The sequence below is a fragment of the Aureivirga marina genome, from assembly GCF_015767265.1.
Classification (GTDB): Bacteria; Bacteroidota; Bacteroidia; order Flavobacteriales; family Flavobacteriaceae; genus Aureivirga; species Aureivirga marina.
Window position 1 is genome coordinate 398843 of the sequence record NZ_JADPIB010000002.1, and the last position, 22602, is coordinate 421444.

Below are 22602 nucleotides of genomic sequence, written 5' to 3' on the forward strand. Positions count from 1 at the left end.
GTAATTCCTTTAATAAAAACTTACTAATTTCATTAATATTCTTTATTCATTTTCCAATTTTGATGCTTCCCAACCTATTATAGCTTTCTTTCTTATGGGATTCCAATGATATCCTCCAAAGTTTCCTGATTTTTGAATAACTCTATGACAAGGAATCAAATAAGCTATTGGATTATTTCCAATAGCTGTTCCTACAGCTCTTGATGCTAAAGGCTGCTCAATCTTTTTTGCAATTTCTCCATAAGTAGAAATATTTCCATATGGAATAGATAATAATGCTTCCCAAACTTTCAACTGAAATTTCGTTCCTTTTAAATGCAATTTGATTTCTTTTAGATTAGACCAATCATTTCGAAAAATAAGCAAAGCCTCTTCTTGAAATTTATCAAATTTCTGATGAAATATTGCATTTGGAAATATTTCTTTCAATTCTTCAAACGCTAAATTATTATCTTCACTAAAAGCTAAATGACATATTCCTTTTTTAGTGGCTGCCACAATAATTTTCCCAAAAAGACTTTCTGCAAAACTATAATTAATTATTAATGTTGAACCTCCATTTTTATATTCTCCAGGAGTCATTCCTTCAATTGTAATAAACATATCATGTAACCTACTTGTACCTGATAAACCCATATCAAAAGCTGTATCAAACAAATTACTTTCTTTTTTCTTCAATAAGCTCTTAGCGTAATTTGAACTTATAAATTTCAAATATTGTTTAGGGCTAATTCCAACCCAATCTTTAAAAAGTCGTTGAAAATGAAATGAGCTCAGATTTACATGCTTAGCTATATCATCTAAAGATGGTTGTTCTTTAAAATTATCATCTATATATGAAATAGCTTCTGCTACTTTGTTATATTGATAAATTTTACTGTCTTGCATAAGTTGTAACTTCTTTATTTAGTTCATCAACTAATTCATCTATTTCTTTTTTAGTAGTATTATAATTTGTTATACACGCTCTAAAAGTAGGAATTCCTTTAATTGGATACACAGATAACCATGATTTTCCATTTGATAAAATATTATTTAAAATTTTATCTGTGAAATTGATATCATTTTCAAATTCTTTTATTGTAAAACAAACTACAGGTAAATTAGTATTATTTTTAATAATCCAACCAAATTTTATTAATTGTTTTCTTAAGTAATTTCCCATTTCTGTCTGATTATTAATTGTTTTTTCATAACCTTGCCAACCATAAAAAAGAAGGGAAAGGTAAATTTTCAAACCTATAAACCTTCTCGACCATTGAATTGAATGTGTAAAAGGTTCTGTAACTGTTAGCTTATCCGCTTCTTTTGGCATGTATTCAGTTGTAATTCTAAAAGTTCTACCTAGAATTTCATTTTTTGAAGTTAAAAAAATACTTGTACCCATTGGAACGGACATCCATTTATGAGCATCAAAAGTTATAGAGTCAGACTTTTCAATCCCAGATAATTGATATTTTAAATCTCGACTTAAAATAACTCCTCCTCCATATGCTGCATCCACATGAAACCAAATATTATTTTTTTTACATATAGAATTTAGCTGATTTAAATTATCAATTGTACCCGTTCCAGTAGTTCCTGCTGTTCCAATAATCATCAATGGTGAAAATATGGATGTATCTAATTTATTTAATTCTTGCTGTAAAATATCTGAATCTAGTTTTAAATCATCAGTAACTGGAATAGGTTTTACAAGATTATATCCTAATCCTACAATTTTTGCAGCTTTTTGAATCGAATGATGAGCTTCTACAGAACAAAATACAATAGGCTTTTTATCCAATCCAAATATTCCATCTTTAGCAAAATTTGGATATTTATGATTCAAAGCACAGAGTAAAGCTGTAAGATTCGCTTCTGCTCCTCCTGTTGCAAAAACTCCATCTGCATTTTTACCATATCCAAATTTATCTACAAATTCTCTAATTAACAATTCTTCAACTTCAACAGCAAATGGAGCATGACTCCAAGCTGCTAATTGAGGATTATAGGTAGCAGTAATCAGATCAGCAATAATTCCTGCATAATTAGAACGAGGATTAAAAAGTCCAAAATATTTCGGATGTGGAGTGTGAACTGAAAAATTTTCAAGTCCCTTTATAACATGATCAATTGCTTTTTCAGGAATAATTCCATTTGTTAATTCCTTAGTAAGTATAGATTCTCTGATTTCTTTTATATTTAAATCAGGATTCGTTTTAAAGTCTTTTGTTCTGCTATAATAATTCTCTAATTTTTTAAAAACTGTTTCAAGTATTTCTTTTCTCTGTGTATTGTCAAAATCAAATTGCATAAAAATTCTTTTAAATATTTTGACAAAATTCTCAATTCTTTAAATAGAATAAAATCCGATTCTTGCGGTTTTTCAAATACTTAAAATTGTCTAAATATGGAATTCTATTTTAAATATGATTTACAAATTATTGAAATTTTAAAACTCTTTCTTATTCATATTTTTTAAGAATAAGAAATTACAGTTTACAAAAGAAAAACTTATATCAAATAAAAAAGCCTCACTATTTCTAGTAAGGCTTTCTGTCGGGGTGGCAGGATTCGAACCTGCGACCTCCTCGTCCCAAACGAGGCGCGATGACCGGGCTACGCTACACCCCGAATTATTTCGTTATTGCGGTTGCAAATATACGAGCTTTTTTTATTCTTGCAAGCCTTTTTCAAAAAAATCAATAAAATATTTTATAAATTCTAGCAATTGCTTCTTCTAGTTCAAATAGCCCAAAATGCCTAGATTTTCTAACATATTCTTTTCCAGAAAAATATACTAAAATAGTAGGTTCAGAGAATGCATTATAGGTTGCAGCTAATTTTTCAGAAAAATTTATATTCACATAGAAAAATTTCATTTTTGGAAACTTATTCCCTATCATTTCTTGTACTTTTTCTTCCATAGAAGTAGAAACTCCACAACTTAGAGTTCCAAAATAAATTAGTACACTATCATTATTTTCTAAAATTTCTTGATATTCTTTTTCAGATTGGATTATTTTTGGTGTCATGTTATTTAATTAATTTCGTCAAAAGTAAATGAAAAAATAGATTGATTGTATTTCATTATACTAAAATCATAAAAACTTATTACGATAAAGTTTTCTATGTGTAGAAATCTTCTATTTTTGTTTTCAGAAAAAAAGAAAAAAATCATGTCAGAAACTATTGAAAGAATAAAATGCCTTATCATTGGATCAGGGCCAGCAGGATATACAGCAGCAATTTATGCAGCAAGAGCAGATATGAAACCAGTAATGTATACTGGAATGCAAATGGGAGGACAATTAACAACGACTACAGAAGTTGATAACTTTCCAGGATATCCTTCAGGAACAGATGGAAATGCTTTAATGGAAGATTTAAAAAATCAAGCAGAAAGATTTGGTACAGAAGTTCGTTTTGGTGTTGTAACAAATGTTGAATTTAGCACAGAAAAAGGTGGAATTCACAAAGCAACTATCGATGGTAGTAAAATTGTTGAAGCTGATACTGTAATTATTTCTACAGGTGCTTCTGCAAAATATTTAGGTTTAGAAAGTGAAGAAAGATTAAAAGGTGGTGGAGTTTCGGCTTGTGCTACTTGTGATGGATTCTTCTATAAAGGACAAGATGTGATTGTTGTTGGAGCTGGAGATACAGCTGCTGAGGAAGCAACATATTTAGCGAATATTTGTAATAAAGTTACAATGTTAGTTCGTAAAGATTATATGAGAGCTTCAAAAGCAATGCAACATAGAGTTGAAAAAACAGCAAATATTGAAGTAAAATTCAACACTGAAATTGATGAAGTATTAGGAGAAAATGTGGTAGAAGGAGTTAGAGCTTTCAACAATGTTTCTGGGGATAAAGAAGATATTTCAGCTACAGGAGTATTTATTGCAATTGGACATAAACCGAATACGGATATTTTCAAAGGACAATTAAATATGGATGATGTTGGATATTTAATCACAGAGCCAAAATCAACAAAAACAAACATTCCTGGAGTTTTTGCTGCTGGAGATGTACAAGATAAAGATTATAGACAAGCAATTACTGCTGCTGGAACAGGATGTATGGCTGCTTTAGATGCAGAACGTTATTTAGGTTCTTTAGTTTAAAATAATCTTAATTTATAAAAAACAGTAATTCCCCTTACTATTTATAATTCAAATAATTAGACTTTTGTAAAGGGAGAAAAAACATAAAGCAAAACTAAGATTAGTTTTCATTTTCTAATATTAGTTTGGTGGTCGTAGTTGTTAAAAGACTTTAGTCATTTTAAGAAGTTAAACAATTACTCTAAAATTATCTAATTCTGTAAAATTAAAAAGCTGTCTTATTTATTTTAAGACAGCTTTTAATTTTTTATTTATGTTTAAAGTGAGGTAATTATACATTAATTACTGTACTTGTACTCACTTTATTTTTGTCTGTATCAAAGTAGAAATCGATTTTTCCAAGGTTAATACCATAACATCCAACTTGATTTACTAAAACATCTTTCCCTGCACTATTTTTTACTACAGTTGGTTTTGGTAAAAATGTATGTGTATGTCCTCCGATAATTAAATCAATATCTTTTGTTTGTTCTGCAATGTGTAAATCGCAAACTTTATCTTTATTTACATCATAAGAATAACCTAAATGAGAAAGACAAATAACCAAATCACATTTTTGTTCTTCTTTTAAAATTCTACTCATATCTTGTGCAACACCAATTGGATCAAGATATTTAGTTTCTTTATAATTTTTCGGATCAACTAAACCTTTTAATTCAATTCCTAAACCAAAAACACCAATTTTAATTCCATTTTTGATAAAGATTTTATACAAATTAGTATGCGTATCCATCACCGTATTTGTAAAATCGTAATTTGAAATTACAAAAGGAAATTTTGCGTGTGGTAATTGTTTGTATAATCCACCTATTCCATTGTCAAAATCATGATTCCCTAAAGTAGAAGCATCATATTTCAACATACTCATTAGTTTAAACTCCAATTCTCCTCCAAAAAAGTTAAAGAAAGGTGTACCTTGAAAAATATCTCCAGCATCTAAAAGTAAAGTGTTTGGATTTTCTTTACGTAATTGCTCTACAATAGTTGCCCTTCTTGCAACTCCTCCTTTGTTTGCATATTTAGAATGAGAAGCTTCAAAAGGTTCGATATGACTATGCGTGTCATTTGTGTGTAAGATTGTAATTTTCGTAGAATAATCTTCTGTAAAAGATTGTAATGATAATCCACCTAAAGTCAACAAAGTTGAAGCTGCTGCTGTATTTTTTAAAAAATCTCTTCTTTTCATAATTAATCTACTGTTTGAAATCTACCGTCTAAAGTTACACGTAACGTATCTTGTTTTAAGAAGTAATCGATAATTGCACCTCTTAATAAATAATCCAGTTCATACATATTCACAGGATCTTTGAAAAACATCATATTATCTCCTCCATTTTGTAAGTAATCTGAAGTAAGAACATAATAGTTTCTGTTCTCATCAAATTTATTTCCATTAACCATCACTTTATGAGGATTTTCATTTTTGATTGCAATTCTAAAATGTTTTGAAATCGGATGTGCTCTTTGAGCTTTGTGAAGATAATCCACCAATTCATGCATTTTCTTTCCTGTAATTTCTACAACAACCAATTTATTTTCAAAAGGCATTAATTCGAATGCATTTCTATATTTCACAGGTCCAGAAGGAATGCTCGCACGAATTCCACCATAATTAAACACAGAAAAATCAATATTCTTTCCTGTCATTTTATGAAAAACCGGATTTCCTTGTTCATAAGCTAAATCAGCTAATAGGTTTCCTAGTGAACTTTCTAATTTCCCGTCATATCTGTTTAAATCTTTTTTAGTAAATGTCAACACTTGGTTAATTTGTGTTTCCAAAGAATCTTTATAAGGCGCAACAAGTTTCTCTACATCTTCATTTGAAACGATCTTATCATCCACTGGAATCTGTGATCCCTCAATCTTATAAAGAGATTGCTTCTTTTCTTCGCAAGCTACTAGAACTAAAAGAGAAAAAAGCAAAAGAATGTATTTTTTCATGGTTTAAATACTAATGATTTTAATTAAATTTGCTATTCAACTTATTTTTTAAATGAACTTAAAACATTTTAAGAGCAAAAGTATTCAAAAATATTATCAAAAAGAAATACTTTCACAAAGCAATAACATCCAGTTTAGTGCCTCTAAAGTGAAAAAAATTGGATTTATTGTTGAAGACGACCAACAAAAAGATCAAATTGTTAAACTATTAAAAAAAGAATTAGGCTTAAATGAAACACAAATACACTTTTTAATTTATACAGAATACGTTAAAGGAGAGGAAGTTGATAGATATTATTTCAGTGAGAATGACTTTGGTTGGAATGCTGCTTTAAAATCAAATTATGTAGAAGATTTTATAAAAAAAGATTTTGATTTATTAATAAACTTTAGTGATATAGATAACTTATATATCAATCTTGTTGTATTACTGTCAAAAGCGAAATTTAAAGTTGGAAAACCAGGCATAGATGATGCTCTTTATCAGTTAATGATAGCTTGTGATATGACGCAAATTCCTACCTTTGTAAAAGAATTAAAAAAATACTTACATATTTTAAATAAGTTATAAATGAATAAGTTTATAGGAACTGGTGTAGCTTTGGTAACACCATTTAAAGAAGATAAATCTGTTGATTTTGACGCATTAGAAAGATTGGTAAATTACCAAATTGATAATGGAATAAATTATTTAGTTGTATTAGGTACAACAGGAGAGCCAGCAACTTTAACGAAAGAAGAAAAAGAAGCTGTTAAGCAAAAAATTATTGAGGTAAACAACGGAAAATTACCTTTAGTTTTAGGAATTGGAGGAAACAACACAATGGCAGTTGTAGAAGAAATCAAAAACACAGATCTTTCTGCTTTTGATGGAATTCTTTCTGTTTCTCCTTATTATAATAAACCAACTCAGGAAGGAATGTATCAACACTTTAAAGCTGTTGCAGAAGCAAGTCCAATTCCTGTGATTTTATATAACGTTCCTGGAAGAACTGCTAAAAACATGGAACCAGAAACAATTATTCGTCTTGCAAACGATTTCAATAATGTAGTTGCTGTAAAAGAAGCTGCTGGAGATATGGTTCAAGCTTTACGATTAATTCAAAATAAACCAGAAGATTTCTTAATTATTTCTGGAGATGACATGATTGCTTTACCAATGACTTTAGCTGGTGGAGCTGGTGTTATTTCTGTAATTGGAGAAGGATTACCAAAAGAATTCTCTCAAATGATTCAATTAGGATTGGAAGGTAAGACAAAAGAAGCATACGAACTTCATTATAAGGTAATGGATAGTATCGATTATATTTTCGAAGAAGGAAATCCAGCTGGAATCAAATCTATGTTAAACGAATTAAACATTACATCAAAAGAAGTTCGTTTACCATTAGTTTCTGTTACGGATACTTTGGAGAAAAAAATTCAAGATTTTTTAAAAGAACTTTAATTACAAATTATGTTATCAACAAAAGTAATAGACGCACTTAATCAGCAAATTCGTTATGAAGCTGAATCTTCTCAAATTTATTTAGCGATGGCTTCATGGGCTGAATTTCAAGGTTTAGAAGGAGTTGCAACATTTATGTATGCACAATCGGATGAGGAAAGAATGCATATGCTGAAATTAATCAAATATGTAAATGAAAGAGGAGGACATGCAATTGTTTCTGAGTTAAATGCTCCACCTGTAGAATTTGGTTCTTTCAAAGATATGTTTGAGCAATTATTAAAACATGAATTGTTTGTTTCACAATCAATCAATGAGCTTGTTCACATTACTTTGGAAGAAAGAGATTATGCAACACACAATTTCTTACAATGGTATGTTGCAGAACAAATTGAAGAAGAAGCAACAGCAAGAACAATTCTTGATAAAATCAACTTAATTGGTGATGATAAAGGAGGTTTATACTTATTTGATAATGATGTAAAACTTTTAACTTCGGTGAAACCACCTCAAGTATAAAAATAAAAAAGGCTGCAAATTTGCAGCCTTTCTCTTATCTTTTATTTTGTTCTCTATTCTTGATATCCAAATCTTCTTAATTGCTTTTTATCACTTCTCCAGTTTTTATTGATTTTTACATATAAATCTAAAAATACTTTTTTATCAAAAAACAATTCTAAATCTTTTCGAGCTTCTGAACCAACTTTCTTTAAAGCTGAACCTTTATGCCCGATAATAATTCCTTTTTGTGAATCTCTTTCTACCATAATTACCGAACGAATTTTAATAATATCATCCGATTCTGTAAATTCCTCCGTTTCTACTTCAACAGCATAAGGAATTTCTTTTTTATAATTTAAAAGTATCTTTTCACGAATTTTCTCATTTACGAAAAATCTTTCAGGCTTATCCGTTAACTGATCTTTTGGAAAATAAGGTGGACTTGAAGGTAATAATGAAACAATTCTCTCAAAAACAGGTTCTACATTAAAATTCTCTAAAGCAGAAATAACATACACTTCTGCATTTGGAACTTTTTCTTTCCAATATTCTATTTTCTTCTCAACTTCTTCTTGATTCGAATTGTCAATTTTATTAATTAATAATAGAACAGGTATTTTTGACCTTTTGATTTTATTAAAAAAGGCTTCATCTTTTAATTCAGACTCTCCTATTTCTACCATATAAACCAAAATATCAGCATCTTCAAAAGCTGATTTTACAAAATCCATCATCGATTCTTGTAATTCATATGCTGGTTTAATAATTCCAGGAGTATCAGAAAAAATAATTTGAAAATCATCCCCATTTACAAGTCCAAGGATTCGATGACGTGTTGTTTGTGCTTTTGATGTAATAATCGACAATTTTTCACCAACAAACGCATTCATCAATGTTGATTTTCCTACATTTGGATTTCCTATAATATTTACAAAACCTGCTCTGTGCTTCATTTAGAGTATCTTTTTATTTAATTCTTGGCAAAGGTACGTCTTTTTATTCTATAAATTTTAAATACAAAAAATATTTAAACAACACATTATCTTATAGTTAAAAAATATTTATGAAATTTTTATTTTTTTCTCTTGCCAATTAAGGAAATAGTTCTATATTTGCATCACAAATCGCGGGATAGAGCAGTAGGCAGCTCGTCGGGCTCATAACCCGAAGGTCACAGGTTCGAGTCCTGTTCCCGCTACAAAACAAAAGGCTTTACAAATTGTAAAGCCTTTTTTCTTTTATAAAAATTAATATTCCCCACTGAATATAATTGCATCCAATTTTTGAATTTATTTATTCTGACAAAGATCTTAGGAAAATTGCTTCTCGAATTACTTGCCATCTTCCATCTTCAAATTTTAATTCAATATTACATAGGAGCTTCATTTCTTCTCCATTCATTCCACTATGCCTTCTTGTTAAAACACAAACAGCAGAATCACCAATAATATTGAAATCATGCCAGTCAGCCCAAGTATTTAATTGTGTTTTTCCTTCTTTAGCTTGTTTTGCAAAATGATCTTTAAACTCTTGTTTATTATATGTTGTTACTTTTCCATCTGGCATCACTAAAGTTGTGTGAAAATCTTTATGATAAATCATCTCTAAAGCTTCTACATCAAAATTTGTCGCACGATCAATTAAATGTTCCATCGCTTCACGAATTGCTTGTTTTGTATGCATTTTATCTTGTGCATTGCTTGTTTTTGTCATAATAAATAAAGTTAAAAATGTTAAACATATTTGCTTAAATGTTTTCATCAATGTTTTTTAAATGTTTAAAATTTAATTGACCTATTTTTTTAATCTTAAAAATCAAAAAATTTGAAAACAATAGACGAGAAACTGTCTGAGCGATAACGAGTTTTTTGAGTCTTTTTCAAATTTTTATAGATTTTTGATTTAAAAAATACAAGTCTTGATTTTTTTGGTTCGTTTTTTTATCAAGGAAAAAATAAACAATCTAAAAACCTGAAAATCAATATTATATTTTCAAGAAATGCCATTTTGATAATCCAATCGATATTCAACAGGTGTTTGCCCTGTTTTTTGTTTAAAAAATCTAGAAAGATGGTTTGCTTCTGAAAAATTTAATTCATGTGCGATTTCAGAAATCGTTTTTGTAGTATGAATCAATTTCATTTTAAGTTCAAAAATCAATCTTGATTTGATAAATTCTGTTGTCGTAACATTAAATTGTTCTTTTACTGCTTTATTTAATGTAATTCGACTAATTTTCATCATCGAAGTATAATCTTCTATTCGTTGATTTTTAAAAATATTTTTCTCGACTAATTTTCGAAACTGATATGCTGTATTATCTAAAGAAATTGCATCTTTTATATGATTTGCTTCTGAATAATGACGATTTAAAGCAATTAAAATATAATATAAAAGAGAGCGAATTAAATGAACACTATCATTTTTAGGAAACACTAATTCCTTTTTGATTTCTTTTAATTTCAATAAAGTATCATCTAAATATTCAGGAGAAACTGAAAGAGCTAAAGGATATTCTGTTTGATAAAAATAAAGTAACCGAAAAATAAAATACTGATCCGAAAAGAAGTCATTTAAAAACTCATCTTGAAAGACTAAAAATTGTCCTTCAAACTTTCCAGGATCATCTAAATGCCAAGAATGGCGCTGGTTTTTAGAAATAAAAACAATCGTATTTGGACGAAGATGAATAATCTTATCATTTAGTTTTAAAAATCCATTTGCTTTCTTTATAAAGTAAATCTGGAAATAATCTGCAATTTGTGTTTCTGATTCAAACTCAAAAGCACAACCCGACTGAAAATCTATGACATTTAGTAAAAAACTTACTCCGCAAACTGTTTTGTCAAACTTTACATACTTCATTTCAAAACTTTATTAAAATTACACTTATTAAAATCTAAGTCCAAATACCTGAATTCCAAAAAAATTATAAAACAATTGTTTCTCCGTCTTGAGGAATTATAATTTCTACATTTTCTTCTTGCGCTTTTTCTTTTAAAGAAGCACGAGTAGTTTTACAATGATCTAAAGCTTCCATATGTACAGAAACAATTTTTGCATTTGGAGCAAATTTCGCAAGAGCAACAGTATTTTCTTCATCCATCAAAATAGTTTCTCCCATAAATTGAGCTCCACCTGAATTTGTAATAATAATATCTGGATTAAATTTTTTAATATTTTTCTTTATTTCTTCATCCCATAAACAATCTCCAACAATATAAATTGTCGGATAGTTTTCAGCTTGTAATACAAAACCAGAAACTTCACCTAAAACTTCAAACAATGAATCAGAACTATGTTTTCCTCCAGTTCTATGAATTGTTATTCCATGATAATTTGAAGAATCTTCTACGTAATTTACATTTGTAAAAGGTGTTTGCTCTTCAAATGTTTGTTTATCAATAGGCTGAGCAAATAAAGGAATCGTTGGTGAAAGCGCATTTTTGGCTCCTTCATCTAAATGATCTACATGTGTATGTGTAACCAAAACTGCTTCCACTCCAGTAACAATTTCTTCAACAGATAATTTTAAATCAATTGTTGGATTTAAATTTTCATTTGGAACCACAAAAGACATAAAACTCTCTTTTGACGAAAGTGATGGATCAACCAAAAGCGTTTTTTCGTTATAATTGATTTTTAATGTTGCATTTCGAATCAATTGTATGTCTACTTTTTTCATATTATTTGATTCATCAGACTGTGAACAAGATACTGTAGCAATCAGTATTGTCAGTAATAAAATTATTCTTTTCATTCTCATTATATTTGATAGAACAAAATTAATTTCAACCCAACATTTACTTCATACCAAATTAAAATAAAGATATACCATTTTGATAAATTCGCTTTTAAAAATATTAGAAAACAAAAAAGCATCAATAATTATATTGATGCTTTTTTTATTCTTTTGATCGATTAATTTATCTAAAATGATAAATAATTTTTCCAATTTGTTTTTTTCGACCTTGACTATCTTCATTAAATTTTGTTGCTAATGCGGCTTGTCTTGCAGGTTCAATTAAACATTTACTTGAATTATCACTTCCTTCTGCTAAGAAATCTGCTTTTATCACATTTCCAGAAGAATCAACAATAATTCGAATAACAACTGTTCCTGTTTCACTACACTCTGGCTTTTTCTTTGGAGTTTTTAATGCTTTTCTTCCTGAAAGTAAATAATTTCCTCCCGAACCATTTGCTCCTCCTTTATAACCACCATTACTAACATCTCCGTTTTCTTTCCCTTTATTTCCAGGTTTATCATCATCTCCATCACCCTCTGAAGTTGTTCCATCCGATTTTTCACCATTAAAAAGATTATCTAAAAGATTTGTTGTCTTTTCGTCTGGTTTTTTCTTCACTTCTTCTTTTGGTTTCTCTGTATCTTTTTCAGGTACATTTTTTTCTGGAGTCGTATTTTTTACTGGATTTTTACTTTTAGTAACTGTAGGAACATCTTCTGCTTTTTCATCAGTGATTACATCTTCTTCTTGTGTTTTAGAAGCAGTTGGTTTTGTTGGTGTTTTCACTGTTTTTTTTGGAGCAGTTTTTACAGTTTCATTTGTAAATTTCTTTCCACTTCCGACATCTGAAGTTCCGTAATTAAGTGCAACTCCATATTCTTCTGGTGGATCTTGATACTTCATTCCAGCGAAAAAAATCACAATTAACAGCAACGACATAATTATCGTTGTTATAACTGCAGATTTTTTTTCATGTTTAGTTTCTAACATAGTCTTTATTTTTTAAGCAAAAGAAATTACCTTCCTTTTACTGCCAAAATCATTTTAAGCTTATTCTTATTAGCAATATCAATAACTTTCATTACATCTTCATAAGGAGCATCTTTTTCTCCTCGAATGATAACTGTTTGTTTTAAATCTCCACCTAAAGATTCTATTAAATCTTTTTCTAAATTTTTAAAACTTACTTTGTCTTTATTGATATAAAACTTCTGTCCTTTTTTGATAGTTACAGCTACAGATTTTTTGTTTTCTGTCTTTCCTCCTGCCTTTGGTAAAAGAACATCAATTGCATTTACAGTAACTAAAGTTGAAGTTAACATAAAAAATATTAAAAGTAAGAATACAATATCCGTCATTGACGACATATTAAATTCTGGACTTACTTTATTTCTACCACGTATATTCATAGTTTAATTTTAAAGTGGTTCATTTAATAAATCTAAAAACTCAACAGCTTTAGCTTCCATTTCATAAATAACTTTGTTTGTTTTATTTACTAAATGGTTGTAAGTAATATAAGCAACAATACCAACGATAAGTCCTGCAACTGTTGTAGTCATTGCTGTATATAATCCATCAGAAAGCATTTTAATGTCAATTTGTCCTCCTGAATTTGCAATTTCGTGAATTGCTACAATCATTCCGATTACAGTTCCTAAGAATCCAATCATTGGAGCAGCTCCAGCAATAGTTGCAAGAATACTAACGTTTCTTTCTAATTTATAAATTTCTAATTTTCCTGCATTTTCAATTGCTGTATTAATATCTTCCAAAGGTTTTCCAATTCTAGAAATTCCTTTTTCAATCAATCTCGCAACAGGTGTATTTACTTGAGAACACATCATTTTTGCAGCATCTAACTTACCTTCAGATACATTTTCTTTGATAGAATTCATAAAATTTCTATTTGGTTTTGAAGCGGCTTTAATCGCAAAAAACCTTTCAAAATAAATATATAATCCTACTGCAAGTAAAATAGTTAGAAGTAAAATAATTAATTGTCCTCCTACTCCTCCGTCCATAATTAATTGAACAATTGAAAGGGTCTTTTCTTGTGGAATTGCTTCCTCTAAAACTTCTGCATCTTGCTGTACAAAATCTGTAATCATAGTTTTTTATGTTAGTGTATTTAGAAAGAACGAATTTACAATTTGAAAATTGTTTTACAAATTATTTAAAAAAAAATCCCACTAGTGTGGGATTTTTTATTCTATTTTATTTTTATGTCTTAAAAATCATTATATCATGAATAAAGCTACAACGAATCCTGCTAAGAATCCAACAAGAGCTAACCATGTGATTTTCTTTAAATACCAAATAAAATCGATTTTCTCCATTCCCATTGCAGCAACTCCAGCAGCAGAACCAATGATTAACATACTTCCTCCTGTTCCGGCAGAATAAGCAACTAAATGCCAAATTTCATGATCTAATGGGTAACTAAACATTCCCATAGATGCAGCAACTAATGGTACATTATCGATAATTGCAGAGAATACCCCTAAAAGTAATACTACAACATCTAAGTTAGGAATTGCTTCACGAAGAACCTCAGCTAAATAACGTAATGTTCCTACTTGTGTTCCATCGGCAGCAACACCATAAACTAAACTTTCTAAAGCTCCTACTGCAAGTAAAATTCCTAAGAAGAATAAGATACTTGACATCTCAATTCTTGATAAAGCTTTATGTGGAGAATATAAATGTTTTCTTTCTTCTGTAAAGTCTTCTTCTGGATGAATATATTCAGAAACTAACCATACAACACCTAAAGAAAGCATCATTCCGATATAAGGTGGTAAATGTGTAATCGTTTTAAAGATTGGTACAAAAACAATCATACCTAATCCTAAATATAACATTGTAGAACTACTTAAAAGTTTTTCCGCTTTCACATCACTTTCAGCTTCCTCTACTTTAATATTTCCTTTAAATGCAGGTAATAAAGTAGCGATAAATGTAGGAATCACCATTGTAAAAATTGATGGGATTACTAATTTTTGAACTAAAGCTCCAGCAGATACTTTTTTACCAATCCATAACATTGTAGTTGTTACATCCCCAATTGGAGACCAAGCCCCTCCTGCGTTTGCAGCTACAACGATAAGACCAGCGAACCACCAACGTTCATTCTTATCCTTAACAATTTTACGAAGCAGCGTTATTAGTACAATAGTCGCTGTAAGGTTATCAATAATTGCAGATAAAATAAAGGCTAAAATAGATAAAATCCATAGTAATCTTTTCTTACTATTTGTTCTTACCCAACCTTTTAAAATTTCAAATCCTCTATGTAAATCAACAATCTCTACAATTGTCATCGCACCAATTAAGAATACCAAAATTTCTGCTGTTTTCCCTAAATGGTGTAATAAAAGATTTGTAAATCCTTCTTCTGCGTGATGGTCTCCTGCTACAAATGTGAATACTTCTTCATGTCCATCGATAACGTTAAACCAACCTGAATGATATCCTACTGCTAATAAAGCCCACATAATTGCCGCCATTAAAAGCGCAGGAACTGTTTTATCTAGTTTTAGAGGATGTTCTAACGTAATGGCTAGATATCCTATTACGAATACTAAGATTAATAATGCTGTCATTTTTCTTTAAAATTTATACTAATTGTTCTAGTGCTATCTCAAAAGCAGTCTTACAGATATCTGTTTTACTACTATTTCTAGCATGTGCTTTTTCCAAAGCATTTTTTATTGTGTTTGATGTATCTGCAAATATTGCGTCATCTTGCATTGGTAATGGAATTTGAGAACTCATGAAATAAGCAAAAACACGAGCGATTCCACAGTTAGAAATAAAATCTGGTAAAAGACTTACTTGCTTATCTGTAGCTTCCATAATTGGTCCAAAGAAAATTTCTTTATCTGCAAATGGTACGTTTGCTCCTGGAGTAATTACTTCTAATCCATTTGCAATCATTGTATTTACTTGCTCTTCAGTTACTAATCTTGATGCAGCTGCTGGTGCAAAAATTTCAGCTCCTAAAGACCAAATTTTCTCATTCATTTCTTCAAAAGGAATCATTGCATCAGACACTAAAGTATTACCATCTTTAGCTAAGAATAATTCCGTCATTTCTTCCATTGTGAATCCTTCTTCCTTGATCACTCCTCCAACTCTATCAATAATTCCAACAACTTTTGCTCCTAATTGAGTTAAGAAATAAGCTGCTGAAGAACCTACATTTCCAAAACCTTGAACGATTGCTTTTTTTCCTTCAATATTTCCTCCGTAAATGTTATAATAATGTTTTACAGCTTCTGCTACTCCATATCCTGTTAACATATCAGCAACTGTATATTTACGATTTACATCTGGAGAAAATTTTGAATCTTCGATTACTTTAATTACTCCATGACGTAATTGTCCAACTCTGTTGATTTTTTCAGCTTCTGTTGGCTTGAAATGTCCGTTGAAAATACCCTCTTGCGGGTGCCAGATTCCACAGCTTTCTGTGATTGGAATTACTTCTTTATCTGCGTCTACGTTTAAGTCACCACCTGTTCCATAATAATTCTTTAATAATGGAGCAACAGCTTTATACCAACGTCTTAAAACTCCTTCTTTTCTTGGATCTTGAGGATCAAAATTAATCCCAGATTTCGCTCCACCAATAGCAGGACCAGCAACTGTAAACTTTACCTCCATAGTTTTTGCTAAAGAAAGAACCTCATTCATGTTTAATCCTTTACGCATTCTAGTTCCTCCACCAGCTGCACCTCCTCTTAATGAGTTGATCACTACCCATCCTTCAGCTTCTGTTTCAGAATCTTTCCAATTAAAAACTATTTCTGGTTGTTTGTTTTCGTATTTTTTTAGTAATTCTTTCATTGTGTGTTTTTTTGGTCTTTTTTTCGTGAATGAGCAAATATATAAATTACACTTCAATTATTTGCCCACTCGAATGGTCTTTTATGGCTCCTGTGACGCTAGAGAGACAATTTATTTTATTTTCCAACCTTCTTAAGCCCAAAAATGAGAATATTAATGCTTCTTTATAATTAATTAATTTTGTGTTTTTTAAATCTTTCTCCACAGAAGAATAAAAAGCAAATCTTTCTATCAAAAATGAATTAAAAGCACCTCCTCCTGTGATTAAAATATTTTTCTCTTTCGAATTTAAAATATTTACATGTAATTGAAAAGCAATATGCTCAATAAAAGTTCTTAATTTATCTTGAATAGAAATTTTATACTTTTCAATCAAAGGAATGATTTTTTCTAAAACGAATTCAATTCCTAAAGATTTTGGTGTTTCTTTTTGATAAAAAGGAATTTTATTTAAAGCTTCCAACAATTCAATATTTATAGTTCCTTTTCTTGCTTCATCGCCATTTTCATCATATTCTTTTCCTAATTTATTTGCATAATAATTCAAAACAGTATTTATTGGACAAATATCATAAGCGATTCTTTTTCCTTCTTGATGAAAAGAAATATTCGCAAATCCGCCCAGATTTAAACAATAATCATAATTAGAAAAAAGCAAAGCATCACCAATTGGAACCAAAGGTGCACCTTGTCCTCCAAGAGCAACATCTTGCGAACGAAAATCGCAAATTACTTTTTTATTCGTAATTTTTGCAATCTGATATCCACATCCAATTTGTTGTGTATATTTCTCTTTTGGATTATGAAAAATTGTATGTCCGTGCGAAGCGATAAAATCTACTTTTTGAATTTTATTTTCTTTGATAAATTCATTAATTACATTTCCTAAAAGCTCTCCATAATCAACGTGTAATTTTGTAATTTCTTCTGCGGAACCATTAAAAATTTCTTTTAATTTATTCTTCCATTCTTTAGAATAATCAACCGCTTTAGAGTGAAAAATCTCAAATTTTGTATAATCATCTAAATTCCATTTTACATATACTAAATCTATTCCATCAAGGGAAGTTCCTGACATCATTCCGATAGAATACATTGTATTTTTTTCAGTCATTTTTACAATATTTTGATGCTAAAATTACATATAATTCAAAAATGATATATAACTTCGGATTTTAGCACTAATTTATTAAACTATTCTTAAGCTAATCCTAAAAAAAAATTATATTTGGGCTTCAAATAACTTAACAACTAGAAAAGCGAAAATTTTTATGGATTTTAAATTGACTGAAGAACAAATTATGATTCGTGATGCTGCAAGAGATTTTGCGCAAACTGAATTATTACCAGGAGTAATCGAAAGAGACGAAAAGCAGGAATTCCCAAAAGAGCAAATCAAAAAAATGGGAGAGCTTGGATTCTTAGGAATGATGGTTTCTCCAGAGTATGGAGGAGGTGGAATGGATGCCGTTTCTTATGTTTTAGCGATGGAAGAAATCTCAAAGGTTGACGCTTCTGCTTCAGTTGTAATGTCAGTAAACAACTCTTTAGTTTGTTGGGGACTTGAAACTTTTGGTACAGAAGAGCAAAAGCAAAAATACTTAACAAAATTAGCTACAGGAGAAATTATTGGAGCATTTTGTTTAAGTGAGCCAGAAGCTGGATCTGATGCAACTTCTCAAAAGACTACTGCAATTGATAAAGGAGATCATTATTTAGTAAACGGAACTAAAAACTGGATTACGAATGGATCTACTGCAGAAGTTTATATTGTAATCGCACAAACAGATGTTGAAAAAGGTCATAAAGGAATCAATGCTTTAATTCTTGAAAAAGGAATGGAAGGATTTGAAGTTGGACCAAAAGAAAATAAATTAGGAATTCGTGGATCTGATACACATTCTTTAATGTTTACAGATGTAAAAGTTCCAAAAGAAAACAGAATTGGTGAAGATGGATTTGGATTTAAATTCGCAATGAAAACTTTATCAGGAGGAAGAATTGGAATTGCTTCTCAAGCTTTAGGAATTGCATCAGGAGCTTATGAATTAGCTTTACAATATTCTAAAGAAAGAAAAGCTTTCGGAAAACCAATTTGTGAGCACCAATCAGTTGCTTTCAAATTAGCAGATATGAAAACAAGAATTGAAGCTGCTCGTCATTTATGTATGAAAGCTGCTTGGGATAAAGATGTTCATGAAAATTACGATTTATCAGGAGCTATGGCAAAACTTTATGCTGCTGAAACCGCAATGTGGGTAACTACAGAAGCTGTTCAAATTCATGGAGGATATGGATTCGTAAAAGAATACCATGTAGAAAGATTAATGCGTGATGCAAAAATTACACAAATCTATGAAGGAACTTCTGAGATTCAAAAAATCGTTATTTCAAGAAGCGTATTAAGAGATTAATTTTGACTTTGATATAGAACGTAAAAAAGCAGGATATCCATTTGGGATCCTGCTTTTTGATTTTATTTAGTATTTTTAAATATTAATTTTTAGTAATTTTCTTAGTATAGTTTTTTCCATTAATATTAAATGAAACTATATACAGTCCACTACTTAATTTTGAATTTAAAATAACTTTATTGTTCTTTAATTTATCTGAACGATAAACAATTTCACCATTTGAATTATAGATTTTTAAATCTAGAACTTCTACTTCATCAAAGAATCTAAAATTTAATTCATCTTTAAAAGGTATTGGATAAATATCAAATGATAAAATTTTATTTTCATTTGAAACATAAATGTTAGAATTTTCTTCAGCTATTCCATTTCCTTTAACAATATATGTATCTCGTAAATGTTCTCTACTAGAGCTTGAATTTACTCTATTTAATGATTCATCACAATCTCCTCCATAGCAATCAAAAACACTTTTATCAATTAATGCTGTAAAAGTTTGATTTGTTGCACTAAATCCTGGATTTAATTCAATTTCATTTCCACTTTTAAAAATTGTATTTCCATTTGTGGCAGTATTCCCATTTGAATAAATTTTATTTAAAGCTTCAAAATTACCAGTAACATTTCCAGAAACTAATATATTATCTTCTAAATCATTGCAAATAACATTACTTGGCAAATTAACAACTCCATTTGGACCTTTTACAATTTTATATTTTGTTGCTAATTCATCACTAAAAGTTAATGTTCCATAAACTTCAAAAACTAATTCGTCACATTCTCCACATGAATTAAAAAATGCCTTTTTATCTAAAAATAAAGATGAACCTTCTTCAATAATAATTTTACCAGTTTTTGGAATTAACACTTCAACATTTGGTTCAATAGTTAAAGTAGCATTATTTCTAATCCTTAAATTTTTTAAAAGTCTAAATTCAGTATCCAAAGTAACATTTTCTGAAATTATATAATCATTTTCTGGAATTTCATCAGAAATTAAATCTATTTCCCACATTCCTCTACCAAAAGTAGATGCTCTTAATAAATTATTACATCTATTGATTTTTAATTCTGTAACTCTTACGTTTGGTAAATTTCCATATTCTACCCAATCTGAGTCCGCGTCTTTTGTAAAAACTCCCACATCTGTAGCTAAATATAATCTATCATTTGTACCTTCTTGATAAACAATATTATTTGCAGGCATATTTAAACTTGCTAAAACACCATTTGGATCTGCATTTTGCCATGTATCTCCAGCATCTTCAGAATACCAAACTCTATGTGTTTTATAATATCCACTAAAACTAATCCAAATTCTTTCTGGATTTTTAGGATCAATTGCAATTCCTGTGATTACTGGAATAAAATTTCCTATCGGTGTATTTACATTTGGTAAATTACTCGTAATTTTTTCAAAACAATTAAAATCTTCTAAATAATTTAAATTTTGATTTGTACAAGACTCTGCAATCTTTGACCTAAATAAATTCCCTCTAATTCCAGTTGTTTCATGATGTCCTTCTAAAGTAACTATATATTGATAATTAGGATCTTTATCTGAAATTAAATATTCTGTTATTTGAAATCTATGTATTTCAACAAGTTGCATATATTTCTTTATATCAGATTTTCTTTTCCAAATATCTGCAATATTGTCATTGGCAATATCTATTTCATCTTTTAATCTTTCATAAATCTCAGTAAACCCCATTCTTACAGATCTATTTCCTTGAGGGTGTTGATCCATTTTTACTGTTTCTGGAAAGAAAAGTGATGGTCTATAGTTTGTTTCAGGAATGTCTATATCTAATTCATAATCATATCTATAAAAAATAGAGGAATTTTTCTTTAAAAAAATCTGTTTATTATCTATATCATTGATTTGTACTCCATAGCCATCTCCTTCTAATATATGTCTATCCCATTTCTTTAAATTATCTTCTTCACCATTAAACCACGTACCATTATCTTGTAGACTAATAATCATAAAATCCTTATCAAAATCATAATCATCAAATGCCCAAATTAAAGATGTATTTAAACCAACATTCTTATATACAAAATTACTACCATATGATAAGTTTGATTCTGAATAAGATACACCTCCATCATGTCCTACTGCTATTTTTTGATATGAATTATTACCTCCAAAAGTATTAGGTCTAAATTCAATTGCATGTACATCGGGATGAAAGCCACTATTATGATGAGTTATATTTCTAAAATCATTTGCTCCTCCTGCTTTTCTAATATGAATTGCCACATCTCCAAAATAAACAATATCAGCATTAAGAGGTGAAGCTGCTATTGCAAGTCTATCAGGTCTTTTTTCATGTCCTTCATTTTGTGTAAAAATTATCTTCCATTCACCAGTAATATTAGAACTTGTTTTCTTATATTCTAAAATTACTAGTCTATAGTTAGAGTTTGAATCCGTATTTCCTACAACATAAGCATATATTCTATTTGGATCAGCAGGTGTAACAGCAATATTAATTCTAGTAACATCTAAATACCCTTGTCCTGTATTTATCTGATTCACATTCACTCCATGAATTCCACCAGTAAAGAAATGCCAAGTTGCTCCTCCATCAGTACTTCTATAAATACTCTCACCACTTGCATAAAGTGTATTTGGATTATCTGGTTTAAATTCTAAACCTTTTAACTCTACATCTTCAATACCAGAGCTGCTCCCTATTTGTGTGTTTAAAACCAATTCCCATGTAACAGATTCAAAATTGCTACTTAATGCATTCGTTGTTTTATAAATACCAACTGACGTCGCAGCATACATTATATTAGGATTTGTAGGATGAGAAATAACTCGACGAATTACACCTCCTTTTTCATATAAAGGCAACCCTGGCTCGTATAAACCTTTATTTATAGGACTCCATGTTTCTGTCCCATCTGTAGATCTATAGATTCCTACAGTCCAATATGGATTTATGGTTGCTCTATTTTGAGTATATCCAAATCCATATAAATCTCCAATTCCAGTTGAAATAAACACATTTTCACCATTTGTTGCATCGATCGCAATATCCGAAACTGATGCAATTGGTAAATCATCTGTATTTGCAACAGTCCATTGATTTCCATCATCTGTACTTTTCCATAATCCACCAAATGGAGTTCCAGCATAAACTGTTTTTACTGCTGGATAATCTGGATGAAAAGCTAATGCATCTATTCTACCAACTTGTTCTCCATGACCGTTTGAAATATTTTTATCTGGACCTAAACTTGTCCAATCAATATTAGAAAAATTCCTTTGAAGAGATCTATTTTCTATATTTTTATTATAATTGGAATAATATTCTCCTATAGCTTTGGCTGCAATATTAAAATTTCCTTCTGGATATAACCTTGGAGACCAAACTTTATTAATTTTCTCATACATTTTATATGTACCTCCCTCAGCAGCCTCTTCTTCATCTTCAGGTTGATATTCTTTTAATTTTTCATTAAGAACATCATAAAAATTCTCATCCTCTTGAGCGAATAAAACTCCACTTACAAAAAAAAGAATATAAATTAAATTTCTCTTTGCAATCATTTTAATCTTATTTTTTCATTTT

The 22602-nt window shown here is 29.6% G+C and carries 21 protein-coding genes and 2 tRNA genes; 6 read left to right on the top strand and 17 right to left on the bottom strand.

What is annotated here, in order from left to right:
- Positions 1-42: 42 nt before the first annotated feature.
- The 4 genes from I1A51_RS05960 to I1A51_RS05975 form a co-directional block, all read right to left on the bottom strand.
- Positions 43-888 carry a bifunctional helix-turn-helix domain-containing protein/methylated-DNA--[protein]-cysteine S-methyltransferase gene (locus tag I1A51_RS05960; RefSeq protein ID WP_196892052.1) on the bottom strand — a complete coding sequence of 282 codons (846 nt, stop codon included), beginning with the start codon at positions 886-888 and terminating at the stop codon, positions 43-45.
- Positions 875-2296 (bottom strand): pyridoxal phosphate-dependent decarboxylase family protein, encoded by a 1422-nt coding sequence (locus I1A51_RS05965; protein ID WP_196892054.1) that lies wholly within the window; start codon positions 2294-2296, stop codon positions 875-877. Before I1A51_RS05965 ends, I1A51_RS05960 begins: the two co-directional genes overlap by 14 nt.
- Positions 2297-2541: 245 nt before the next feature.
- A tRNA-Pro gene (locus I1A51_RS05970) sits at positions 2542-2616 on the bottom strand.
- A gap of 68 nt (positions 2617-2684) precedes the next feature.
- Entirely contained in the window at positions 2685-3017 is a 333-nt protein-coding gene (locus tag I1A51_RS05975; protein ID WP_196892056.1) for a thioredoxin family protein, read from the bottom strand.
- A gap of 144 nt (positions 3018-3161) precedes the next feature.
- Here I1A51_RS05975 and trxB point away from each other — a divergent pair, with 144 nt between their 5' ends.
- Positions 3162-4109, top strand: a complete 948-nt coding sequence (trxB, locus tag I1A51_RS05980; RefSeq protein ID WP_196892058.1) for a thioredoxin-disulfide reductase — start codon at positions 3162-3164, stop codon at positions 4107-4109.
- A 271-nt stretch (positions 4110-4380) separates the two neighbouring features.
- On the opposite strand, the gene I1A51_RS05985 is transcribed toward trxB, so the two are convergent.
- Positions 4381-5295: a bifunctional metallophosphatase/5'-nucleotidase gene (locus I1A51_RS05985; RefSeq protein ID WP_196892060.1), complete on the bottom strand. Its 915-nt coding sequence runs from the start codon at positions 5293-5295 to the stop codon at positions 4381-4383.
- 2 nt (positions 5296-5297) lie between these two features.
- Positions 5298-6053: a 5'-nucleotidase C-terminal domain-containing protein gene (locus I1A51_RS05990; protein WP_196892061.1), complete on the bottom strand. Its 756-nt coding sequence runs from the start codon at positions 6051-6053 to the stop codon at positions 5298-5300.
- 52 nt (positions 6054-6105) lie between these two features.
- Between I1A51_RS05990 and I1A51_RS05995 the strand changes: the two genes are divergently transcribed.
- Genes I1A51_RS05995 through I1A51_RS06005 form a run of 3 tightly spaced genes read left to right on the top strand, consistent with a single transcriptional unit; the run spans position 6106 to position 8019 of the window.
- Positions 6106-6624, top strand: a complete 519-nt coding sequence (locus I1A51_RS05995) for a DUF6913 domain-containing protein (protein ID WP_196892062.1) — start codon at positions 6106-6108, stop codon at positions 6622-6624.
- Positions 6625-7500, top strand: a complete 876-nt coding sequence (gene dapA / locus I1A51_RS06000) for a 4-hydroxy-tetrahydrodipicolinate synthase (protein ID WP_196892063.1) — start codon at positions 6625-6627, stop codon at positions 7498-7500. It begins immediately after the preceding gene.
- A gap of 9 nt (positions 7501-7509) precedes the next feature.
- Positions 7510-8019: a ferritin gene (locus I1A51_RS06005; protein WP_196892064.1), complete on the top strand. Its 510-nt coding sequence runs from the start codon at positions 7510-7512 to the stop codon at positions 8017-8019.
- Positions 8020-8072: 53 nt separating this feature from the next.
- Here I1A51_RS06005 and era read toward each other — a convergent pair whose 3' ends face one another.
- Entirely contained in the window at positions 8073-8954 is an 882-nt protein-coding gene (gene era / locus I1A51_RS06010) for a GTPase Era (RefSeq protein ID WP_196892065.1), read from the bottom strand.
- A gap of 172 nt (positions 8955-9126) precedes the next feature.
- Here era and I1A51_RS06015 point away from each other — a divergent pair.
- A tRNA-Met gene (locus I1A51_RS06015) sits at positions 9127-9199 on the top strand.
- Positions 9200-9294: 95 nt separating this feature from the next.
- Here the strand turns inward: I1A51_RS06015 and I1A51_RS06020 are convergent.
- From I1A51_RS06020 to I1A51_RS06060, 9 genes are all read right to left on the bottom strand, one after another.
- Positions 9295-9714, bottom strand: coding sequence for a nuclear transport factor 2 family protein (locus tag I1A51_RS06020; RefSeq protein WP_196892066.1), 420 nt, complete (start codon positions 9712-9714; stop codon positions 9295-9297).
- A gap of 279 nt (positions 9715-9993) precedes the next feature.
- Positions 9994-10866, bottom strand: coding sequence for a helix-turn-helix domain-containing protein (locus I1A51_RS06025; protein WP_196892068.1), 873 nt, complete (start codon positions 10864-10866; stop codon positions 9994-9996).
- A gap of 64 nt (positions 10867-10930) precedes the next feature.
- The gene (locus I1A51_RS06030) at positions 10931-11761 is read right to left on the bottom strand and encodes an MBL fold metallo-hydrolase (protein ID WP_196892070.1); all 831 of its coding nucleotides are present in this window, start codon (positions 11759-11761) and stop codon (positions 10931-10933) included.
- A gap of 166 nt (positions 11762-11927) precedes the next feature.
- Positions 11928-12740: an energy transducer TonB gene (locus I1A51_RS06035; RefSeq protein WP_196892072.1), complete on the bottom strand. Its 813-nt coding sequence runs from the start codon at positions 12738-12740 to the stop codon at positions 11928-11930.
- Between the two features lie 26 nt (positions 12741-12766).
- Positions 12767-13159, bottom strand: coding sequence for an ExbD/TolR family protein (locus I1A51_RS06040; protein WP_196892074.1), 393 nt, complete (start codon positions 13157-13159; stop codon positions 12767-12769).
- A gap of 9 nt (positions 13160-13168) precedes the next feature.
- Complete coding sequence (locus I1A51_RS06045) at positions 13169-13861, bottom strand: MotA/TolQ/ExbB proton channel family protein (RefSeq protein WP_196892076.1); 693 nt, start codon at positions 13859-13861, stop codon at positions 13169-13171.
- A 129-nt stretch (positions 13862-13990) separates the two neighbouring features.
- The gene (gene nhaD / locus I1A51_RS06050) at positions 13991-15355 is read right to left on the bottom strand and encodes a sodium:proton antiporter NhaD (protein WP_196892084.1); all 1365 of its coding nucleotides are present in this window, start codon (positions 15353-15355) and stop codon (positions 13991-13993) included.
- 13 nt (positions 15356-15368) lie between these two features.
- Complete coding sequence (locus I1A51_RS06055; RefSeq protein WP_196892086.1) at positions 15369-16601, bottom strand: Glu/Leu/Phe/Val dehydrogenase; 1233 nt, start codon at positions 16599-16601, stop codon at positions 15369-15371.
- Positions 16602-16647: 46 nt separating this feature from the next.
- Complete coding sequence (locus I1A51_RS06060; protein ID WP_196892087.1) at positions 16648-17715, bottom strand: anhydro-N-acetylmuramic acid kinase; 1068 nt, start codon at positions 17713-17715, stop codon at positions 16648-16650.
- Positions 17716-17872: 157 nt separating this feature from the next.
- On the opposite strand from I1A51_RS06060, the gene I1A51_RS06065 reads away from it, so the two are divergent.
- Positions 17873-19015, top strand: coding sequence for an acyl-CoA dehydrogenase (locus I1A51_RS06065; protein WP_196892090.1), 1143 nt, complete (start codon positions 17873-17875; stop codon positions 19013-19015).
- Between the two features lie 82 nt (positions 19016-19097).
- Here I1A51_RS06065 and I1A51_RS06070 read toward each other — a convergent pair whose 3' ends face one another.
- Positions 19098-22580, bottom strand: coding sequence for a T9SS type A sorting domain-containing protein (locus tag I1A51_RS06070; RefSeq protein ID WP_196892092.1), 3483 nt, complete (start codon positions 22578-22580; stop codon positions 19098-19100).
- Between the last annotated feature and the right edge of the window lie 22 nt (positions 22581-22602).